Raw genomic sequence first — 12,150 nt, 5'->3', positions numbered from 1 at the left:
TAAAGAGCAGTGCAACGCGGCTTTCGCTCACCGTTGCGAGGTGGCGTATATTACGCTTTCCTCTTTCAGAGTCAACCCGTTATTTCAGGATTTTTTCTCTTCAACCGACCGGGTTGTTTGTGAAGTGATTCACATCTGCCGTGTCGATGGAGGCGCATTATAGGGATCCCATTTTTTAGCACAAGTGTTTTTTAGATCTTTTTTTCCGACTGCTGATTTTCCGCGCTTTTCGCTGAAATCCCGCCCGTTCTGCTTAAATATTGACGTATTTTGCCTTGCCACGATCCCAAAATATGATCAAAGTCTTCTGTATAGCGTCCATCTGTCGAGGTAGATATGTCTGCAGTACTGCGTCCTTATAAAGATCTGTTCCCCCAAAAAGGCGATCGCGTGATGATCGATGCCAGTAGCGTCGTGATTGGCGATGTCCGAATGGCCGATGATGTGAGTATCTGGCCACTGGTTGCGATCAGGGGAGATGTTAACTTTGTGTCTATCGGCGCACGCACCAACATTCAGGACGGCAGCGTTCTTCATGTGACGCATAAATCTTCTTATAAGCCGCAAGGTAATCCTTTAATCGTTGGGGAAGACGTTACCGTCGGCCATAAAGTAATGCTCCACGGCTGCACGATAGGTAACAGGGTACTTGTTGGTATGGGTTCAATTTTACTGGATGGCGTAACAGTAGAAGATGACGTGATGATTGGAGCCGGTAGCCTAGTCCCGCAAAACAAACGTCTGGAAAGCGGCTATCTCTATTTAGGCAGCCCGGTAAAACAGATCCGCCCCTTAAAAGAGGCGGAGATCGAAGGATTAAAATACTCAGCAAACAACTACGTCAAATGGAAGAATGAATATCTGGATCAAGACAACCAGACCCAGCCTTGATCGTCTTCCTGCTGATCGCGGATTAAATCGCTGGCTTCCTCTTCAAGATCCCAGCGATTTTCGCAAAATACCGCTAACGGGTCTGAACCGCCAAAACGACGCAGTAGCGTTTCCCCAGTAATTGCGCAGGTCAGCTGCATTCCGTGCACCAGCACCGGGAAACAAACCGCTTGCTGATTTTCATCCCAGATTTCTCTGTCAGGAAAGTGGATCGCCTGATTCACGCCATCAGTTCCTGTTTCAGTTTTTCGATCACGGGTTCCACTGCAGGCAACACACCGTGCCAGAGCAGTACTGCATGAGCTGCCTGGCCCACCAGCATGCCCAGACCATCAGCCAGATGCTTCGCGCCGTGTTGTTCACACCAGGTCAGAAAAGGTGTTTTGCCTTTCTGATAGAACATGTCGTAGCAATAAACGTGGGCACTTACCAACGAAGCAGGGATCGCGGGCACTTCACCGCCAATACCGCTGGAGGTCGCATTAATGACAAGATCGAACTCATGGTCGGCAAGGTCATCAAGCGCAACGGCACTGACGCTACCGGTATGGGCGAACAGCGCAGCCAGCTCTTCTGCACGGGAGAATGTTCGGTTGGTAATCGTTACCGCACAATCCATTGAAAGAAGAGGAAGCAGCACGCCCCGAGATGCCCCGCCCGCGCCAATCAGCAGGATCCGGAAACCAGGCTTAATAAATGAGAGTCTTTCTAAATCGCTGAGTAAACCAATCCCATCAGTGTTATCACCCAGAAGTCGGCCGTCCTCGAGCTGTTTTAGCGTATTTACCGCACCAGCAAGCGCCGCGCGCTCGGTCAATTCATCCGCGCGTTCAAAAGCGTCTTCCTTAAAGGGGACTGTTACATTCGCACCTTTGCCACCCGCCTCGAAAAAAGCATTCAGCGTCGTCACAAATGCATCAACAGGGGCCAGCACGCGACCATACGGATGATCTATCTGCAGTTGTTCAGCAAACAGCTGATGGATCAACGGCGATTTACTGTGAGCGATCGGGTTACCAAAAACAGCATAGGTTTCCATGAGATTACCCCTGGCGAAAACGTTCGCCGGTCAAAGCGTCGCGAATTTCAGACGGATTCAGGCGCCCTCCCGTTTCACCGACAGCGACAGGAAAGTCATTCCCGAACTGCGCCAGTACTTCTTCGGTTGTCCGGCAAGGTGGCAATCCGGTCAGGTTGGCGCTGGTTGAGACCAGCGGTTTACCAAATGCCAGACAAAGCTCAATCACCAGCGGATGGTCAGTTACGCGAACGGCGAGGGAATCAAAGCGTCCGGTTAACCAGCGCGGCGTTGTCGGCTGCGCCGGGAAAACGAAAGTCACCGGTCCAGGCCACGCGGAGAAGATACTCTCGCGTTGCGCCGGCGTCAGCATGGAATCATCGATGTAGGGTTTAAGCTGCTCGTAATTAGCAGCGATCAAAATTAGCCCTTTCTCGACGGGTCTTTGCTTTAGGGTGAGCAATCGGCTCACAGCGGTCTCGCTGTCAGGATCGCAACCGACCCCAAAAACAGCTTCTGTTGGATAGGCGATGACTTCTTCATTTTTCAGTACGTCCACGGCATGGGCAATGGAGCCTGATGGCAGGTTATTATTCACTGTTTTGATCCGCCGAAACCGGCTTTCCACATTGTTTACTGGCGCAGAAGCGTTTCATGCCTTGCGCGGTTTTCTTTTCTATAAGTAGCGGATAATTGCAATGAGGGCAGGTTCCCGCTACCGGTTTAAAATTGATAACGAACTGGCATTCAGGGTAGCGATCGCACGAATGGAAGTTCTTACCATAACGGGAGCGGCGTTGTACCAGCTGACCGCGCTGACACTGAGGACACGCAATCGCCGTTTCATCTGGCTTATCAATTTGTTCCGTATGCTCACATTCGGGGTAGCGGCTACATCCAATAAACATGCCGAAACGGCCCTGCCGCAGAGCTAATTCGCCACCGCAGAGTGGGCAATGCTGACCCTCCAGAATTTTCACGATATGTCCATCCGCCTGGCTCTTCAGGGGACGGACATAATCACATTCCGGATACTGTGAACAACCGAGAAACGGGCCGTGTTTCCCGGACCGAATGACGAGCTCAGCCCCGCACTGTGGACAGGGCTCGTTTTTATGCACCGTGAATAGTGCTGATTTGGCCATAACAACTCTTGGTCCCGCACATTGAATTAGTGCAGCATACCTTCATTCACTTCAAAGAGTAATTCTTCCATTTGCTGATAGGCATTTTCACAGCCTGGGATATTGAACAGAACCATCAGGATCACCCACTTGAGGTCTTCCAGTTCGAATTCTGCCGTATCCAGCGCCATGACGCGCTCTATCACCATTTCTCGCGTTTCGAGGTTTAGCACCTGAATCTGCTCAAGGAATAAGATGAATCCCCGGCAGCTGGCATCCAGCCTTTCACACTCTTCAGCGGTGTAAATGCGTACAGATAAGGGATCGGAAGCAAGCTGCATCGGTTCGGCGAGGCCGTCCTGATAATCAGCCAGTTTATCCAACCACATCAACGCATTGTAAATATCTTCCCGCTCAAATCCTGCTTCGGTAAGATCCCGTGTCAATTTGTCCTGATCCACGCGCATTTCTGCTTCGTTGTGGATGTAAGTCTCAAACAAATACATCAGTACGTCGAACATGGCATGCCCTCCTTAATCGGACATAGCCGCCGGGTACAGCTGCGATCCACCCTGCTAACTCCAGTTCAAGTAGCTGTGCTACCGTTACTGGCACAGGTTGGCCGGCACGTTCAGCGACAACGTCAACAGGTGTTACCTCATCTCCTACGTTAGCCAGGAGCTTGGGAAATGGCAATGCCACCTTCTCCTGATCTGACGAATAATGTTGCTTTTTAGGTTCATCTGTTAACCAGTGCAAGCCATACCGTAAATTTTCCAGGATATCCTCTATGCAAGTCACAGGCGTTGCGCCTTGCTTTATTAGCCAGTGCGGCCCCTCACATCCTGGATTGCCTATCGGACCGGGTAAAGCAAAGACCTCTCGGCCCTGTTCAAGCGCACATCTTGCCGTAACTAATGAACCGCTTCGCAAAGCAGCCTCAACAACCAGCACGCCCTGACTTAACCCACTAATAATCCTGTTACGTCGAGGGAAATTCGCTGGTCTGGGGGGCGTAGAAAGTGAGAATTCAGACACGAGCGCCCCCTCCGAATGAATAAGCCGCCTGGCCAGGGTCTGATGGCGACGGGGATAGATGCTAAAGAGTCCATTACCCAACACCGCCACGCTTGTGCCTTGTACTGACAATGCAGCGTTGTGGGCCACACCGTCAATGCCACAGGCCAGGCCGCTGGTAATCGTGAAACCGCATTGTGAGAGCTGTTCACTCAGGATCCTTCCCCATCGCTCACCATACCAGGAGGGCGCGCGACTTCCGACAACAGCAAGTTGAACGGCATTAAGGGCCTCAAGGTTCCCCGTCACGAATAATGCCCCGGGATAATCAGGAAAAGTGCGAAGCAAAGGAGGATAAAGGGGATGGTCGGCAGTTAAGAGATGGTTCCCCGGCTGTTCCAGCCACAGCAGGCTACGCTCAAGCTCACCTTCACTGAGAGCAAGAAATCGCCCAGCCTGCGTTGCTGACAATCCGGCTTCTCGAAGCGTCACGCCATCAATCGTTGTCTGTTTACTGAGCTGTGATGCGACTTCCAGCATTGCATCACCACATAGAGAACCTATGTGAATTAACCGTAACCATATCTCTGTCGACGTCATCCTTTCCCCTGCCACAAGCAGCCTCCGCAATCATTGCGATTGGTCACTGATGCTGTCAATCGATGAGGGATTTGTCTAGAATAGAGGTAGTATTCTTATCAACTCCTGAACACGACTCTGGAAATTTATGGCAGTTTTGCAAGTGTTACATATTCCGGACGAGCGCCTTCGCATCGTCGCTGAACCGGTTAAAGAAGTGAATGCAGAAATTCAGCGTATCGTCGATGATATGTTCGATACCATGTACGCCGAAGAAGGTATTGGCCTGGCGGCGACTCAGGTAGACATTCACAAGCGTATTATCGTGATTGATGTCTCTGAGAATCGCGATGGCCGCCTGGTGCTGATCAACCCGGAACTGCTTGAAAAGAGCGGTGAAACGGGTATTGAAGAAGGCTGCCTCTCCATTCCGGAACAGCGTGCTTTAGTACCGCGTGCAGAAAAAGTGAAGATTCGCGCTCTGGATCGTGACGGTAATCCGTTCGAGCTGGAAGCAGACGACCTGCTGGCAATTTGTATTCAGCATGAGATGGATCACCTGGTCGGTAAACTGTTTATCGATTACCTCTCGCCACTCAAGCAGCAGCGTATTCGTCAGAAAGTAGAGAAACTGGATCGCTTGCGTTCTCGCGCCTAAGATCCCCCCGGATACAAGGATCAACGTGTCTAAAACACTACGTATTATCTTCGCGGGTACCCCTGATTTTGCAGCGCGTCATCTCGACGCGCTGTTATCTTCTGGTCACAAGGTTGTTGGCGTCTTTACCCAACCGGACCGTCCGGCTGGTCGTGGGAAAAAGCTCATGCCGAGCCCGGTAAAAGTGCTGGCCGAAGAACATGGATTACCCATTTTCCAGCCTGCATCCTTGCGCCCTCAGGAAAATCAGCAGTTAGTGGCAGACCTGAACGCAGATGTCATGGTGGTAGTGGCTTACGGTTTAATCTTGCCAAAAGCCGTGCTGGATATGCCACGCCTGGGCTGTGTCAACGTGCATGGTTCTCTTCTTCCACGCTGGCGCGGGGCGGCACCTATTCAACGCTCTCTGTGGGCTGGCGATGCTGAAACTGGCGTCACTATCATGAAGATGGACGTAGGTTTAGACACCGGTGACATGCTGTTTAAGCTGGCCTGTCCAATTACTAACGAAGATACCAGTGCCACACTTTACGACAAGCTGGCTGATTTGGGCCCGCAGGGTCTCATTGAGACGCTGCAACAGCTTGCTGATAATACGGCGACACCTGAAGTTCAGGACGAAGCGCTGGTAACCTATGCCGAGAAACTCAGCAAAGAAGAAGCTCAGCTCGACTGGTCACTGTCTGCCGCTCAGCTTGAACGCTGCATCCGCGCTTTTAATCCGTGGCCAATGAGCTGGATGATGATTGACGATCAGCCGGTGAAAGTCTGGAAAGCCTCCGTTATTGATGGCGATACCTCTGAAGAACCCGGCACGATTATTGAAGTCAGCAAGCAAGGTATTCAGGTCGCAACCGCGAAAGGCATTCTAAATCTTGAGTCTCTGCAACCTGCGGGTAAGAAAGCAATGAGCGCCCAGGATTTGTTAAATTCCCGTCGCGAATGGTTTATTCCTGGCAACCGTCTTGCCTGACCCCTTTCATTTTTAAGGCCCGGTGTTTCCGGGCATTTTTATTTTTACGGCTATGAAAAAACAAAATCTACGCAGTATGGCGGCACAGGCCGTTGAGCAAGTTGTCGAACAGGGCCAGTCACTCAGTAATGTCCTGCCCCCACTGCAGCAGAAAGTGTCCGATAAAGACAAAGCACTGCTTCAGGAGCTGTGCTTTGGCGTTCTACGCACCCTTTCTCAGCTTGAGTGGTTAATTAGCAAGCTGATGTCACGCCCTATGACCGGCAAGCAACGCACCATTCATTATTTGATCATGGTGGGCTTCTACCAGCTGCTTCATACACGCATTCCTCCTCATGCCGCGCTGGCTGAAACGGTGGAAGGTGCCGTTGCGGTTAAACGCCCTCAACTTAAGGGTTTGATCAACGGCGTACTACGTCAATTCCAGCGACAGCAGGAAGAGCTTCTGGCTGAATTTTCACACAGCGAAGCACGTTTCCTGCACCCGGAATGGCTGTTGAAGCGCCTGAAAAAAGCCTGGCCACAGCAATGGCAGGATATTGCTGACGCCAATAACCAACGCCCGCCGATGTGGTTACGCGTCAACCGTAATCACCATACTCGGGACGCATGGCTGGCTATGCTGGAAGAAGCCGGAATGAATGGGTTCACACATGAAGCCTACCCGGATGCCGTACGTTTAGCCTCTCCGGCACCGGTACACGTGCTTCCCGGGTTTGAAGATGGCTGGGTCACCGTCCAGGATGCTTCAGCTCAAGGGTGTATGACCTGGCTTGAGCCACAAAATGGTGAGCAGATCCTCGATCTCTGCGCAGCCCCTGGCGGTAAAACGACACATATTCTGGAAGTTGCTCCGCAAGCGAGCGTAATGGCAGTTGATGTTGATGAACAGCGTCTTTCTCGCGTCTACGATAACCTGAAGCGTCTTGGAATGAAGGCTCAGGTCAAGCAAGGCGACGGACGTAAGCCTGCAGAATGGTGTGGCGAATCGCAGTTTGATCGCATTTTACTGGATGCTCCCTGCTCGGCGACAGGCGTGATTCGTCGTCATCCAGACATCAAATGGCTACGCCGCGATCGCGATATTACAGAGCTGGCCCAACTGCAATCCGACATTCTCGATGCTATCTGGCCACATCTTAAACCAGGCGGAACGCTGGTCTATGCAACCTGCTCCGTACTTCCGGAAGAAAACAGCCAGCAAATTGCGGCCTTTCTTAAGCGAACCCCTGATGCAACATTACGCGATACAGGCACGCCGGAACGACCTGGCCAGCAGAATCTCCCTGGCGCCGAAGAGGGCGATGGTTTCTTTTACGCTAAGCTAATCAAAGAGTGATGTTGAGAACAGGTCACGAGATATGAAAATTATCATTCTGGGCGCAGGACAGGTTGGCGGGACGTTAGCTGAAAATCTTGTTGGCGAAAACAATGACATCACGATTGTTGATACCAATGGCGATCGGCTGCGCGTTTTGCAGGACAAGTTTGACCTTCGCGTTGTGCAGGGTCATGGTTCACATCCTCGCGTTCTGCGTGAGGCAGGCGCTGACGATGCCGATATGCTGGTTGCCGTCACCAGCTCTGATGAAACCAATATGGTGGCATGCCAGGTTGCCTACTCGCTTTTCAACACCCCGAACAGAATTGCCCGTATCCGTTCTCCGGACTATGTTCGCGATGCAGAAAAACTGTTTAATTCTGAAGCGGTACCGATTGATCACCTGATCGCGCCAGAACAACTCGTTATCGACAATATCTATCGCCTGATTGAATATCCGGGCGCTTTGCAGGTTGTGAATTTTGCGGAAGGTAAAGTAAGCCTGGCAGTGGTGAAAGCCTATTACGGCGGCCCACTCATTGGTAATGCCTTGTCTACGATGCGTGAGCACATGCCACATATCGATACTCGCGTCGCTGCCATTTTCCGCCACGACAGGCCTATTCGGCCGCAAGGCTCAACGATTGTTGAAGCCGGTGATGAGGTTTTCTTTATTGCCGCATCTCAGCATATCCGTGCGGTGATGAGCGAGCTTCAGCGTCTTGAAAAGCCTTATAAACGCATCATGCTGGTCGGCGGTGGGAATATTGGCGCAGGTCTGGCGAGACGACTGGAAAAAGACTATAGCGTGAAGTTGATCGAACGTGATCAACAGCGCGCTTCTGAACTCGCTGAAAAGCTGCAGAATACGATCGTATTTTATGGTGATGCGTCCGATCAAGAGTTGCTGGCCGAAGAGCATATTGATCAAGTTGATCTGTTTATTGCCGTCACCAACGACGACGAAGCGAATATTATGTCTGCGATGCTCGCCAAACGAATGGGAGCAAAAAAGGTGATGGTACTTATCCAGCGCCGCGCCTATGTTGACCTCGTTCAGGGAAGCGTGATTGATATCGCCATTTCGCCACAGCAAGCGACAATTTCAGCCCTGCTAAGTCATGTCCGTAAAGCGGATATCGTCGGCGTTTCTTCACTTCGTCGCGGTGTTGCTGAAGCCATTGAGGCCGTGGCACACGGTGATGAAACCACATCACGCGTTGTGGGTCGTTCAATTGATGAAATCAAATTACCCCCGGGCACAATCATTGGGGCTGTGGTGCGCGGGAACGATGTCATGATCGCCAATGATAATTTACGCATCGAGCAAGGGGACCACGTAATTATGTTCCTTACCGATAAAAAGTTTATTACAGACGTCGAACGCTTATTCCAGCCAAGTCCATTCTTCCTGTAATTGCCAGGGTGCTCTGGAAAGAGCACCCGCACATTAACCTTTTAATTTCCGTGCCTTTTATTTTTCATAACGATTATTTATCCCCAATGGCATTTAGCTAATCATTTGTTAAACTTATAGTCGTCAGCTGGCACAAGGAGAACAAAATGAGTTTTATTAAAGAGTTTCGCGAATTTGCGATGCGCGGGAATGTGGTTGATTTGGCAGTCGGTGTCATTATTGGTGCGGCATTCGGTAAGATCGTTTCATCATTAGTCGCCGACATTATTATGCCACCGCTGGGGCTGTTAATCGGGGGCATAGATTTTAAACAATTCGCCGTCACGCTACGGGAAGCACAAGGCGATGTTCCGGCAGTCGTCATGCACTATGGCGTCTTTATTCAGAATATTTTTGATTTCGTGATCGTAGCGTTTGCCATTTTTATGGCCATCAAGCTTATCAACAAGCTTAACCGTAAAAAAGAAGAACCGGCTGCAGCGCCGCCTGCACCAACGAAAGAAGAAGTCTTACTGACAGAGATTCGCGATCTGTTAAAAGAGCAGAATACCCGCTCTTGATGAGACGCTAAAAGCAGGAAGGCCAGTGGCAAATAAGCGATCCGCTTGCTTGCCACTGGCCTCCCAGTTACCCCGATTTCCGTGTTTGCCTTTACGAAGATAACTTCCTTTTCCTTTCTTGTTTTTCTCAATACGCTGCCTGAAAAGTGGATCGTGAAGCAGTGCCTCGACGGCGTTATCCTTAATTTGTCCCTTTGTATGCTGATAGCGGCTCATAATCTCTCCTGAGCATGGTTTATGTTGACGCGAGTCTAGACCCCGACTGACTAAAAATCAACAGCCCTGAGTTTCGGTACTGGCGCCCTGTTCAAGTGCTTCCAGAATGGAGCAGTAAACGCTGCTGTGGGCAGTACCGCAGCATGCATCATTCAATCTCTGCAGGGAACGCTGCATGGTTTGCAATTCCTGAATTCGGGCTTCTACCTCATCCAGCCGAGCCTGGACGATGCTTTTCGATTCCTGGCAGGTATGGTGTTCCGGATCGATACGGATCGATAATAATTCGCGGATCGACTCCAGCGTGAAACCAAGCTGTCGCGCATAGCGGATAAACCTCAGACGCTGAAGATCATTTTCGGTATAAAGACGAAAGCCACCTTCAGTTCTTACCTCATGATCTATCATCTGCTGCTTTTCGTAGTAACGGATAGTATCGGGCGTTACGTTAGCAAGCTTTGCAAGTTCACCAATACGATACATAGCTATTCCTCATTTATTCGCTGCAATAATCTTTCGCCATATTCACCGTGCAAAAATCCAGTACCCATGCCCGCCTGGCGGAGCTTCAACTCAAGCAGCATCAACCTCCGGCTGAGCTCTTTATGCCTTGGATCATCTTCACGCAGGCTCTTAAGAAGGTCGGCAAGTTCGACTGCCTCTCTTCGCTGTTCAAGTTCCGGAGGCAAACAGCCCGCATTTTTAAGTAAGCGGTATCCAGCACGTAATTCAGGTGCAATATGCGAATCATCCTCCAACACGAGCGGTTCGCCGCTTCCTGGAAGATTATCGAATTCACCTTTGCGTTGGGCATCGCTGATATGGCGCTCTACCCATTCATCGAGTAACCACATGATGATCTCCGCGGATGAACAGAAAAGATACAGATATTGTAGAGAGGTGATGATACTGAGGATATAAAAAAACCCGCCGGAGCGGGTTTTTTTACGTTACTACAGATTACTCTGCAGCAGCTTCTGCTTTCTCTGAACGATCAACCAGCTCGATGTAAGCCATCGGCGCGTTGTCGCCTGCACGGAAGCCACACTTCAGAATACGAGTGTAACCACCGGCACGGCTCGCGAAACGCGGGCCCAGTTCGTTAAACAGTTTTGCCACGATCTCGTTATCACGAGTACGGGCGAATGCCAGACGACGATTAGCAACGCTGTCAGTCTTGGCAAGAGTAATCAGCGGCTCAACTACGCGACGCAGCTCTTTCGCTTTAGGCAGGGTCGTCTTGATGATCTCATGACGAACCAGTGAACCTGCCATGTTGCGGAACATAGCCTGGCGATGGCTGCTGTTGCGGTTCAGTTGACGACCACTCTTACGATGGCGCATGACCTTATCCTTCTCAGTAAAACCTTAACCTGTGATCCGGTTACTCGTCAGCAATGCTTGCCGGTGGCCAGTTTTCCAGGCGCATGCCCAGAGACAAACCACGTGAAGCCAGCACGTCTTTAATCTCAGTAAGAGATTTTTTACCCAGGTTCGGCGTTTTCAGCAACTCAACCTCGGTACGCTGTACCAGATCACCGATATAGTGGATAGCTTCTGCCTTAAGGCAGTTAGCAGAGCGGACAGTCAATTCCAGATCGTCAACAGGGCGCAGCAGGATCGGATCGAATTCTGGTTTCTCTTCTTTCACTTCCGGCTGACGTACATCACGTAAGTCAACGAAAGCTTCCAGTTGTTCTGCCAGGATGGTTGCCGCACGACGAATCGCCTCTTCAGGATCGATTGTGCCGTTGGTTTCCATTTCGATGACCAGCTTGTCCAGGTCGGTACGCTGTTCTACACGCGCTGCTTCAACATTGTAGGCAATACGCTCTACAGGGCTGTAGCATGCGTCGACCAGCAGACGGCCGATTGGGCGCTCATCTTCTTCCGAATGAATTCGGGCAGAAGCCGGCACATAACCACGACCGCGCTGAACTTTGATACGCATGCTAATAGCTGCGTTCTCATCGGTCAGGTGGCAGATCACGTGCTGCGGCTTGACGATTTCAACATCACCGTCGTGGGTGATGTCGGCTGCAGTCACAGGGCCAATGCCAGATTTATTCAGAGTAAGAATAACTTCATCTTTACCCTGAACTCTCACCGCCAGCCCTTTCAGGTTGAGCAGGATTTCAAGGATATCTTCCTGAACGCCTTCTTTGGTGCTGTACTCATGAAGTACACCATCAATCTCAACCTCGGTCACCGCGCAACCCGGCATCGATGAGAGCAGAATACGGCGCAGTGCGTTACCCAGAGTATGGCCAAAGCCACGCTCTAAAGGCTCAAGGGTCACCTTGGCGTGCGTCGAACTCACTTGCTCGATATCTACCAGGCGCGGTTTTAGAAACTCTGTCACAGAACCCTGCATTG

17 protein-coding genes are annotated in these 12,150 nt (G+C 50.9%); 6 read left to right on the top strand and 11 right to left on the bottom strand.

Annotated elements, in window-relative coordinates; genetic code table 11:
* Positions 1 to 336: 336 nt before the first annotated feature.
* A complete protein-coding gene (locus ACTJJA_RS23610) occupies positions 337 to 891 on the top strand; it encodes a gamma carbonic anhydrase family protein (protein ID WP_440669320.1) in 555 nt (184 codons plus the stop codon).
* On the opposite strand, the gene ACTJJA_RS23605 is transcribed toward ACTJJA_RS23610, so the two are convergent.
* The 6 genes from ACTJJA_RS23605 to dprA are packed head-to-tail and all read right to left on the bottom strand — an operon-like array spanning position 867 to position 4,650.
* Positions 867 to 1,115: a DUF1488 domain-containing protein gene (locus ACTJJA_RS23605; protein WP_100167609.1), complete on the bottom strand. Its 249-nt coding sequence runs from the start codon at positions 1,113 to 1,115 to the stop codon at positions 867 to 869. The genes ACTJJA_RS23610 and ACTJJA_RS23605 overlap by 25 nt on opposite strands.
* A complete protein-coding gene (gene aroE / locus ACTJJA_RS23600; RefSeq protein ID WP_126546499.1) occupies positions 1,112 to 1,930 on the bottom strand; it encodes a shikimate dehydrogenase in 819 nt (272 codons plus the stop codon). Before aroE ends, ACTJJA_RS23605 begins: the two co-directional genes overlap by 4 nt.
* A gap of 4 nt (positions 1,931 to 1,934) precedes the next feature.
* Positions 1,935 to 2,507, bottom strand: coding sequence for an L-threonylcarbamoyladenylate synthase type 1 TsaC (gene tsaC, locus ACTJJA_RS23595; protein WP_126817764.1), 573 nt, complete (start codon positions 2,505 to 2,507; stop codon positions 1,935 to 1,937).
* A complete protein-coding gene (locus tag ACTJJA_RS23590; RefSeq protein ID WP_042717082.1) occupies positions 2,500 to 3,054 on the bottom strand; it encodes a DNA topoisomerase family protein in 555 nt (184 codons plus the stop codon). The genes tsaC and ACTJJA_RS23590 overlap by 8 nt, the downstream gene beginning before the upstream one ends.
* Positions 3,055 to 3,080: 26 nt before the next feature.
* Positions 3,081 to 3,554: a DUF494 family protein Smg gene (smg, locus tag ACTJJA_RS23585; RefSeq protein WP_042717081.1), complete on the bottom strand. Its 474-nt coding sequence runs from the start codon at positions 3,552 to 3,554 to the stop codon at positions 3,081 to 3,083.
* On the bottom strand, positions 3,526 to 4,650 hold the full coding sequence (gene dprA / locus ACTJJA_RS23580; RefSeq protein WP_440669319.1) for a DNA-protecting protein DprA: 1,125 nt from the start codon (positions 4,648 to 4,650) through the stop codon (positions 3,526 to 3,528). The genes smg and dprA overlap by 29 nt, the downstream gene beginning before the upstream one ends.
* A 127-nt stretch (positions 4,651 to 4,777) precedes the next feature.
* Between dprA and def the strand changes: the two genes are divergently transcribed.
* From def to mscL, 5 genes are all read left to right on the top strand, one after another.
* Positions 4,778 to 5,287, top strand: coding sequence for a peptide deformylase (gene def / locus ACTJJA_RS23575; protein ID WP_008503479.1), 510 nt, complete (start codon positions 4,778 to 4,780; stop codon positions 5,285 to 5,287).
* Positions 5,288 to 5,312: 25 nt separating this feature from the next.
* Complete coding sequence (fmt, locus tag ACTJJA_RS23570; RefSeq protein ID WP_440669318.1) at positions 5,313 to 6,260, top strand: methionyl-tRNA formyltransferase; 948 nt, start codon at positions 5,313 to 5,315, stop codon at positions 6,258 to 6,260.
* Positions 6,261 to 6,312: 52 nt separating this feature from the next.
* Positions 6,313 to 7,599, top strand: a complete 1,287-nt coding sequence (gene rsmB, locus ACTJJA_RS23565; protein ID WP_126817759.1) for a 16S rRNA (cytosine(967)-C(5))-methyltransferase RsmB — start codon at positions 6,313 to 6,315, stop codon at positions 7,597 to 7,599.
* 22 nt (positions 7,600 to 7,621) lie between these two features.
* On the top strand, positions 7,622 to 8,998 hold the full coding sequence (trkA, locus tag ACTJJA_RS23560; RefSeq protein ID WP_089600737.1) for a Trk system potassium transporter TrkA: 1,377 nt from the start codon (positions 7,622 to 7,624) through the stop codon (positions 8,996 to 8,998).
* 146 nt (positions 8,999 to 9,144) lie between these two features.
* Positions 9,145 to 9,558 carry a large-conductance mechanosensitive channel protein MscL gene (mscL, locus tag ACTJJA_RS23555; RefSeq protein ID WP_421511133.1) on the top strand — a complete coding sequence of 138 codons (414 nt, stop codon included), beginning with the start codon at positions 9,145 to 9,147 and terminating at the stop codon, positions 9,556 to 9,558.
* Here the strand turns inward: mscL and ACTJJA_RS23550 are convergent.
* From ACTJJA_RS23550 to ACTJJA_RS23530, 5 genes are all read right to left on the bottom strand, one after another.
* On the bottom strand, positions 9,532 to 9,774 hold the full coding sequence (locus ACTJJA_RS23550; RefSeq protein ID WP_440669317.1) for an alternative ribosome-rescue factor A: 243 nt from the start codon (positions 9,772 to 9,774) through the stop codon (positions 9,532 to 9,534). The genes mscL and ACTJJA_RS23550 overlap by 27 nt on opposite strands.
* A gap of 57 nt (positions 9,775 to 9,831) precedes the next feature.
* Positions 9,832 to 10,257, bottom strand: a complete 426-nt coding sequence (gene zntR, locus ACTJJA_RS23545) for a Zn(2+)-responsive transcriptional regulator (protein ID WP_440669316.1) — start codon at positions 10,255 to 10,257, stop codon at positions 9,832 to 9,834.
* Between the two features lie 2 nt (positions 10,258 to 10,259).
* A complete protein-coding gene (locus ACTJJA_RS23540) occupies positions 10,260 to 10,628 on the bottom strand; it encodes a DUF1992 domain-containing protein (RefSeq protein ID WP_440669315.1) in 369 nt (122 codons plus the stop codon).
* Positions 10,629 to 10,734: 106 nt separating this feature from the next.
* A complete protein-coding gene (rplQ, locus tag ACTJJA_RS23535) occupies positions 10,735 to 11,118 on the bottom strand; it encodes a 50S ribosomal protein L17 (RefSeq protein WP_001216368.1) in 384 nt (127 codons plus the stop codon).
* Positions 11,119 to 11,158: 40 nt separating this feature from the next.
* The gene (locus ACTJJA_RS23530; protein ID WP_002919219.1) at positions 11,159 to 12,148 is read right to left on the bottom strand and encodes a DNA-directed RNA polymerase subunit alpha; all 990 of its coding nucleotides are present in this window, start codon (positions 12,146 to 12,148) and stop codon (positions 11,159 to 11,161) included.
* Positions 12,149 to 12,150: the final 2 nt, after the last annotated feature.

This window comes from Enterobacter sp. 22452, assembly GCF_052045065.1.
GTDB classification, from domain to species: domain Bacteria; phylum Pseudomonadota; class Gammaproteobacteria; order Enterobacterales; family Enterobacteriaceae; genus Enterobacter; species Enterobacter mori.
The sequence above is the reverse complement of the archived record's forward strand: the minus strand, read 5'-3'. Positions and strand labels throughout refer to the sequence as shown.

What these genes read in the sequence shown, in the direction of transcription:
- smg (WP_042717081.1), bottom strand. Translation starts at nt 3,554, where the DNA reads ATGTTCGACGTACTGATGTATTTGTTTGAGACTTACATCCACAACGAA.
- ACTJJA_RS23550 (WP_440669317.1), bottom strand. Translation starts at nt 9,774, where the DNA reads ATGAGCCGCTATCAGCATACAAAGGGACAAATTAAGGATAACGCCGTC.
- ACTJJA_RS23540 (WP_440669315.1), bottom strand. Translation starts at nt 10,628, where the DNA reads ATGTGGTTACTCGATGAATGGGTAGAGCGCCATATCAGCGATGCCCAA.
- mscL (WP_421511133.1), top strand. Translation starts at nt 9,145, where the DNA reads ATGAGTTTTATTAAAGAGTTTCGCGAATTTGCGATGCGCGGGAATGTG.
- zntR (WP_440669316.1), bottom strand. Translation starts at nt 10,257, where the DNA reads ATGTATCGTATTGGTGAACTTGCAAAGCTTGCTAACGTAACGCCCGAT.
- rplQ (WP_001216368.1), bottom strand. Translation starts at nt 11,118, where the DNA reads ATGCGCCATCGTAAGAGTGGTCGTCAACTGAACCGCAACAGCAGCCAT.
- ACTJJA_RS23530 (WP_002919219.1), bottom strand. Translation starts at nt 12,148, where the DNA reads ATGCAGGGTTCTGTGACAGAGTTTCTAAAACCGCGCCTGGTAGATATC.
- rsmB (WP_126817759.1), top strand. Translation starts at nt 6,313, where the DNA reads ATGAAAAAACAAAATCTACGCAGTATGGCGGCACAGGCCGTTGAGCAA.
- dprA (WP_440669319.1), bottom strand. Translation starts at nt 4,650, where the DNA reads ATGACGTCGACAGAGATATGGTTACGGTTAATTCACATAGGTTCTCTA.
- trkA (WP_089600737.1), top strand. Translation starts at nt 7,622, where the DNA reads ATGAAAATTATCATTCTGGGCGCAGGACAGGTTGGCGGGACGTTAGCT.
- aroE (WP_126546499.1), bottom strand. Translation starts at nt 1,930, where the DNA reads ATGGAAACCTATGCTGTTTTTGGTAACCCGATCGCTCACAGTAAATCG.
- ACTJJA_RS23590 (WP_042717082.1), bottom strand. Translation starts at nt 3,054, where the DNA reads ATGGCCAAATCAGCACTATTCACGGTGCATAAAAACGAGCCCTGTCCA.
- def (WP_008503479.1), top strand. Translation starts at nt 4,778, where the DNA reads ATGGCAGTTTTGCAAGTGTTACATATTCCGGACGAGCGCCTTCGCATC.
- ACTJJA_RS23610 (WP_440669320.1), top strand. Translation starts at nt 337, where the DNA reads ATGTCTGCAGTACTGCGTCCTTATAAAGATCTGTTCCCCCAAAAAGGC.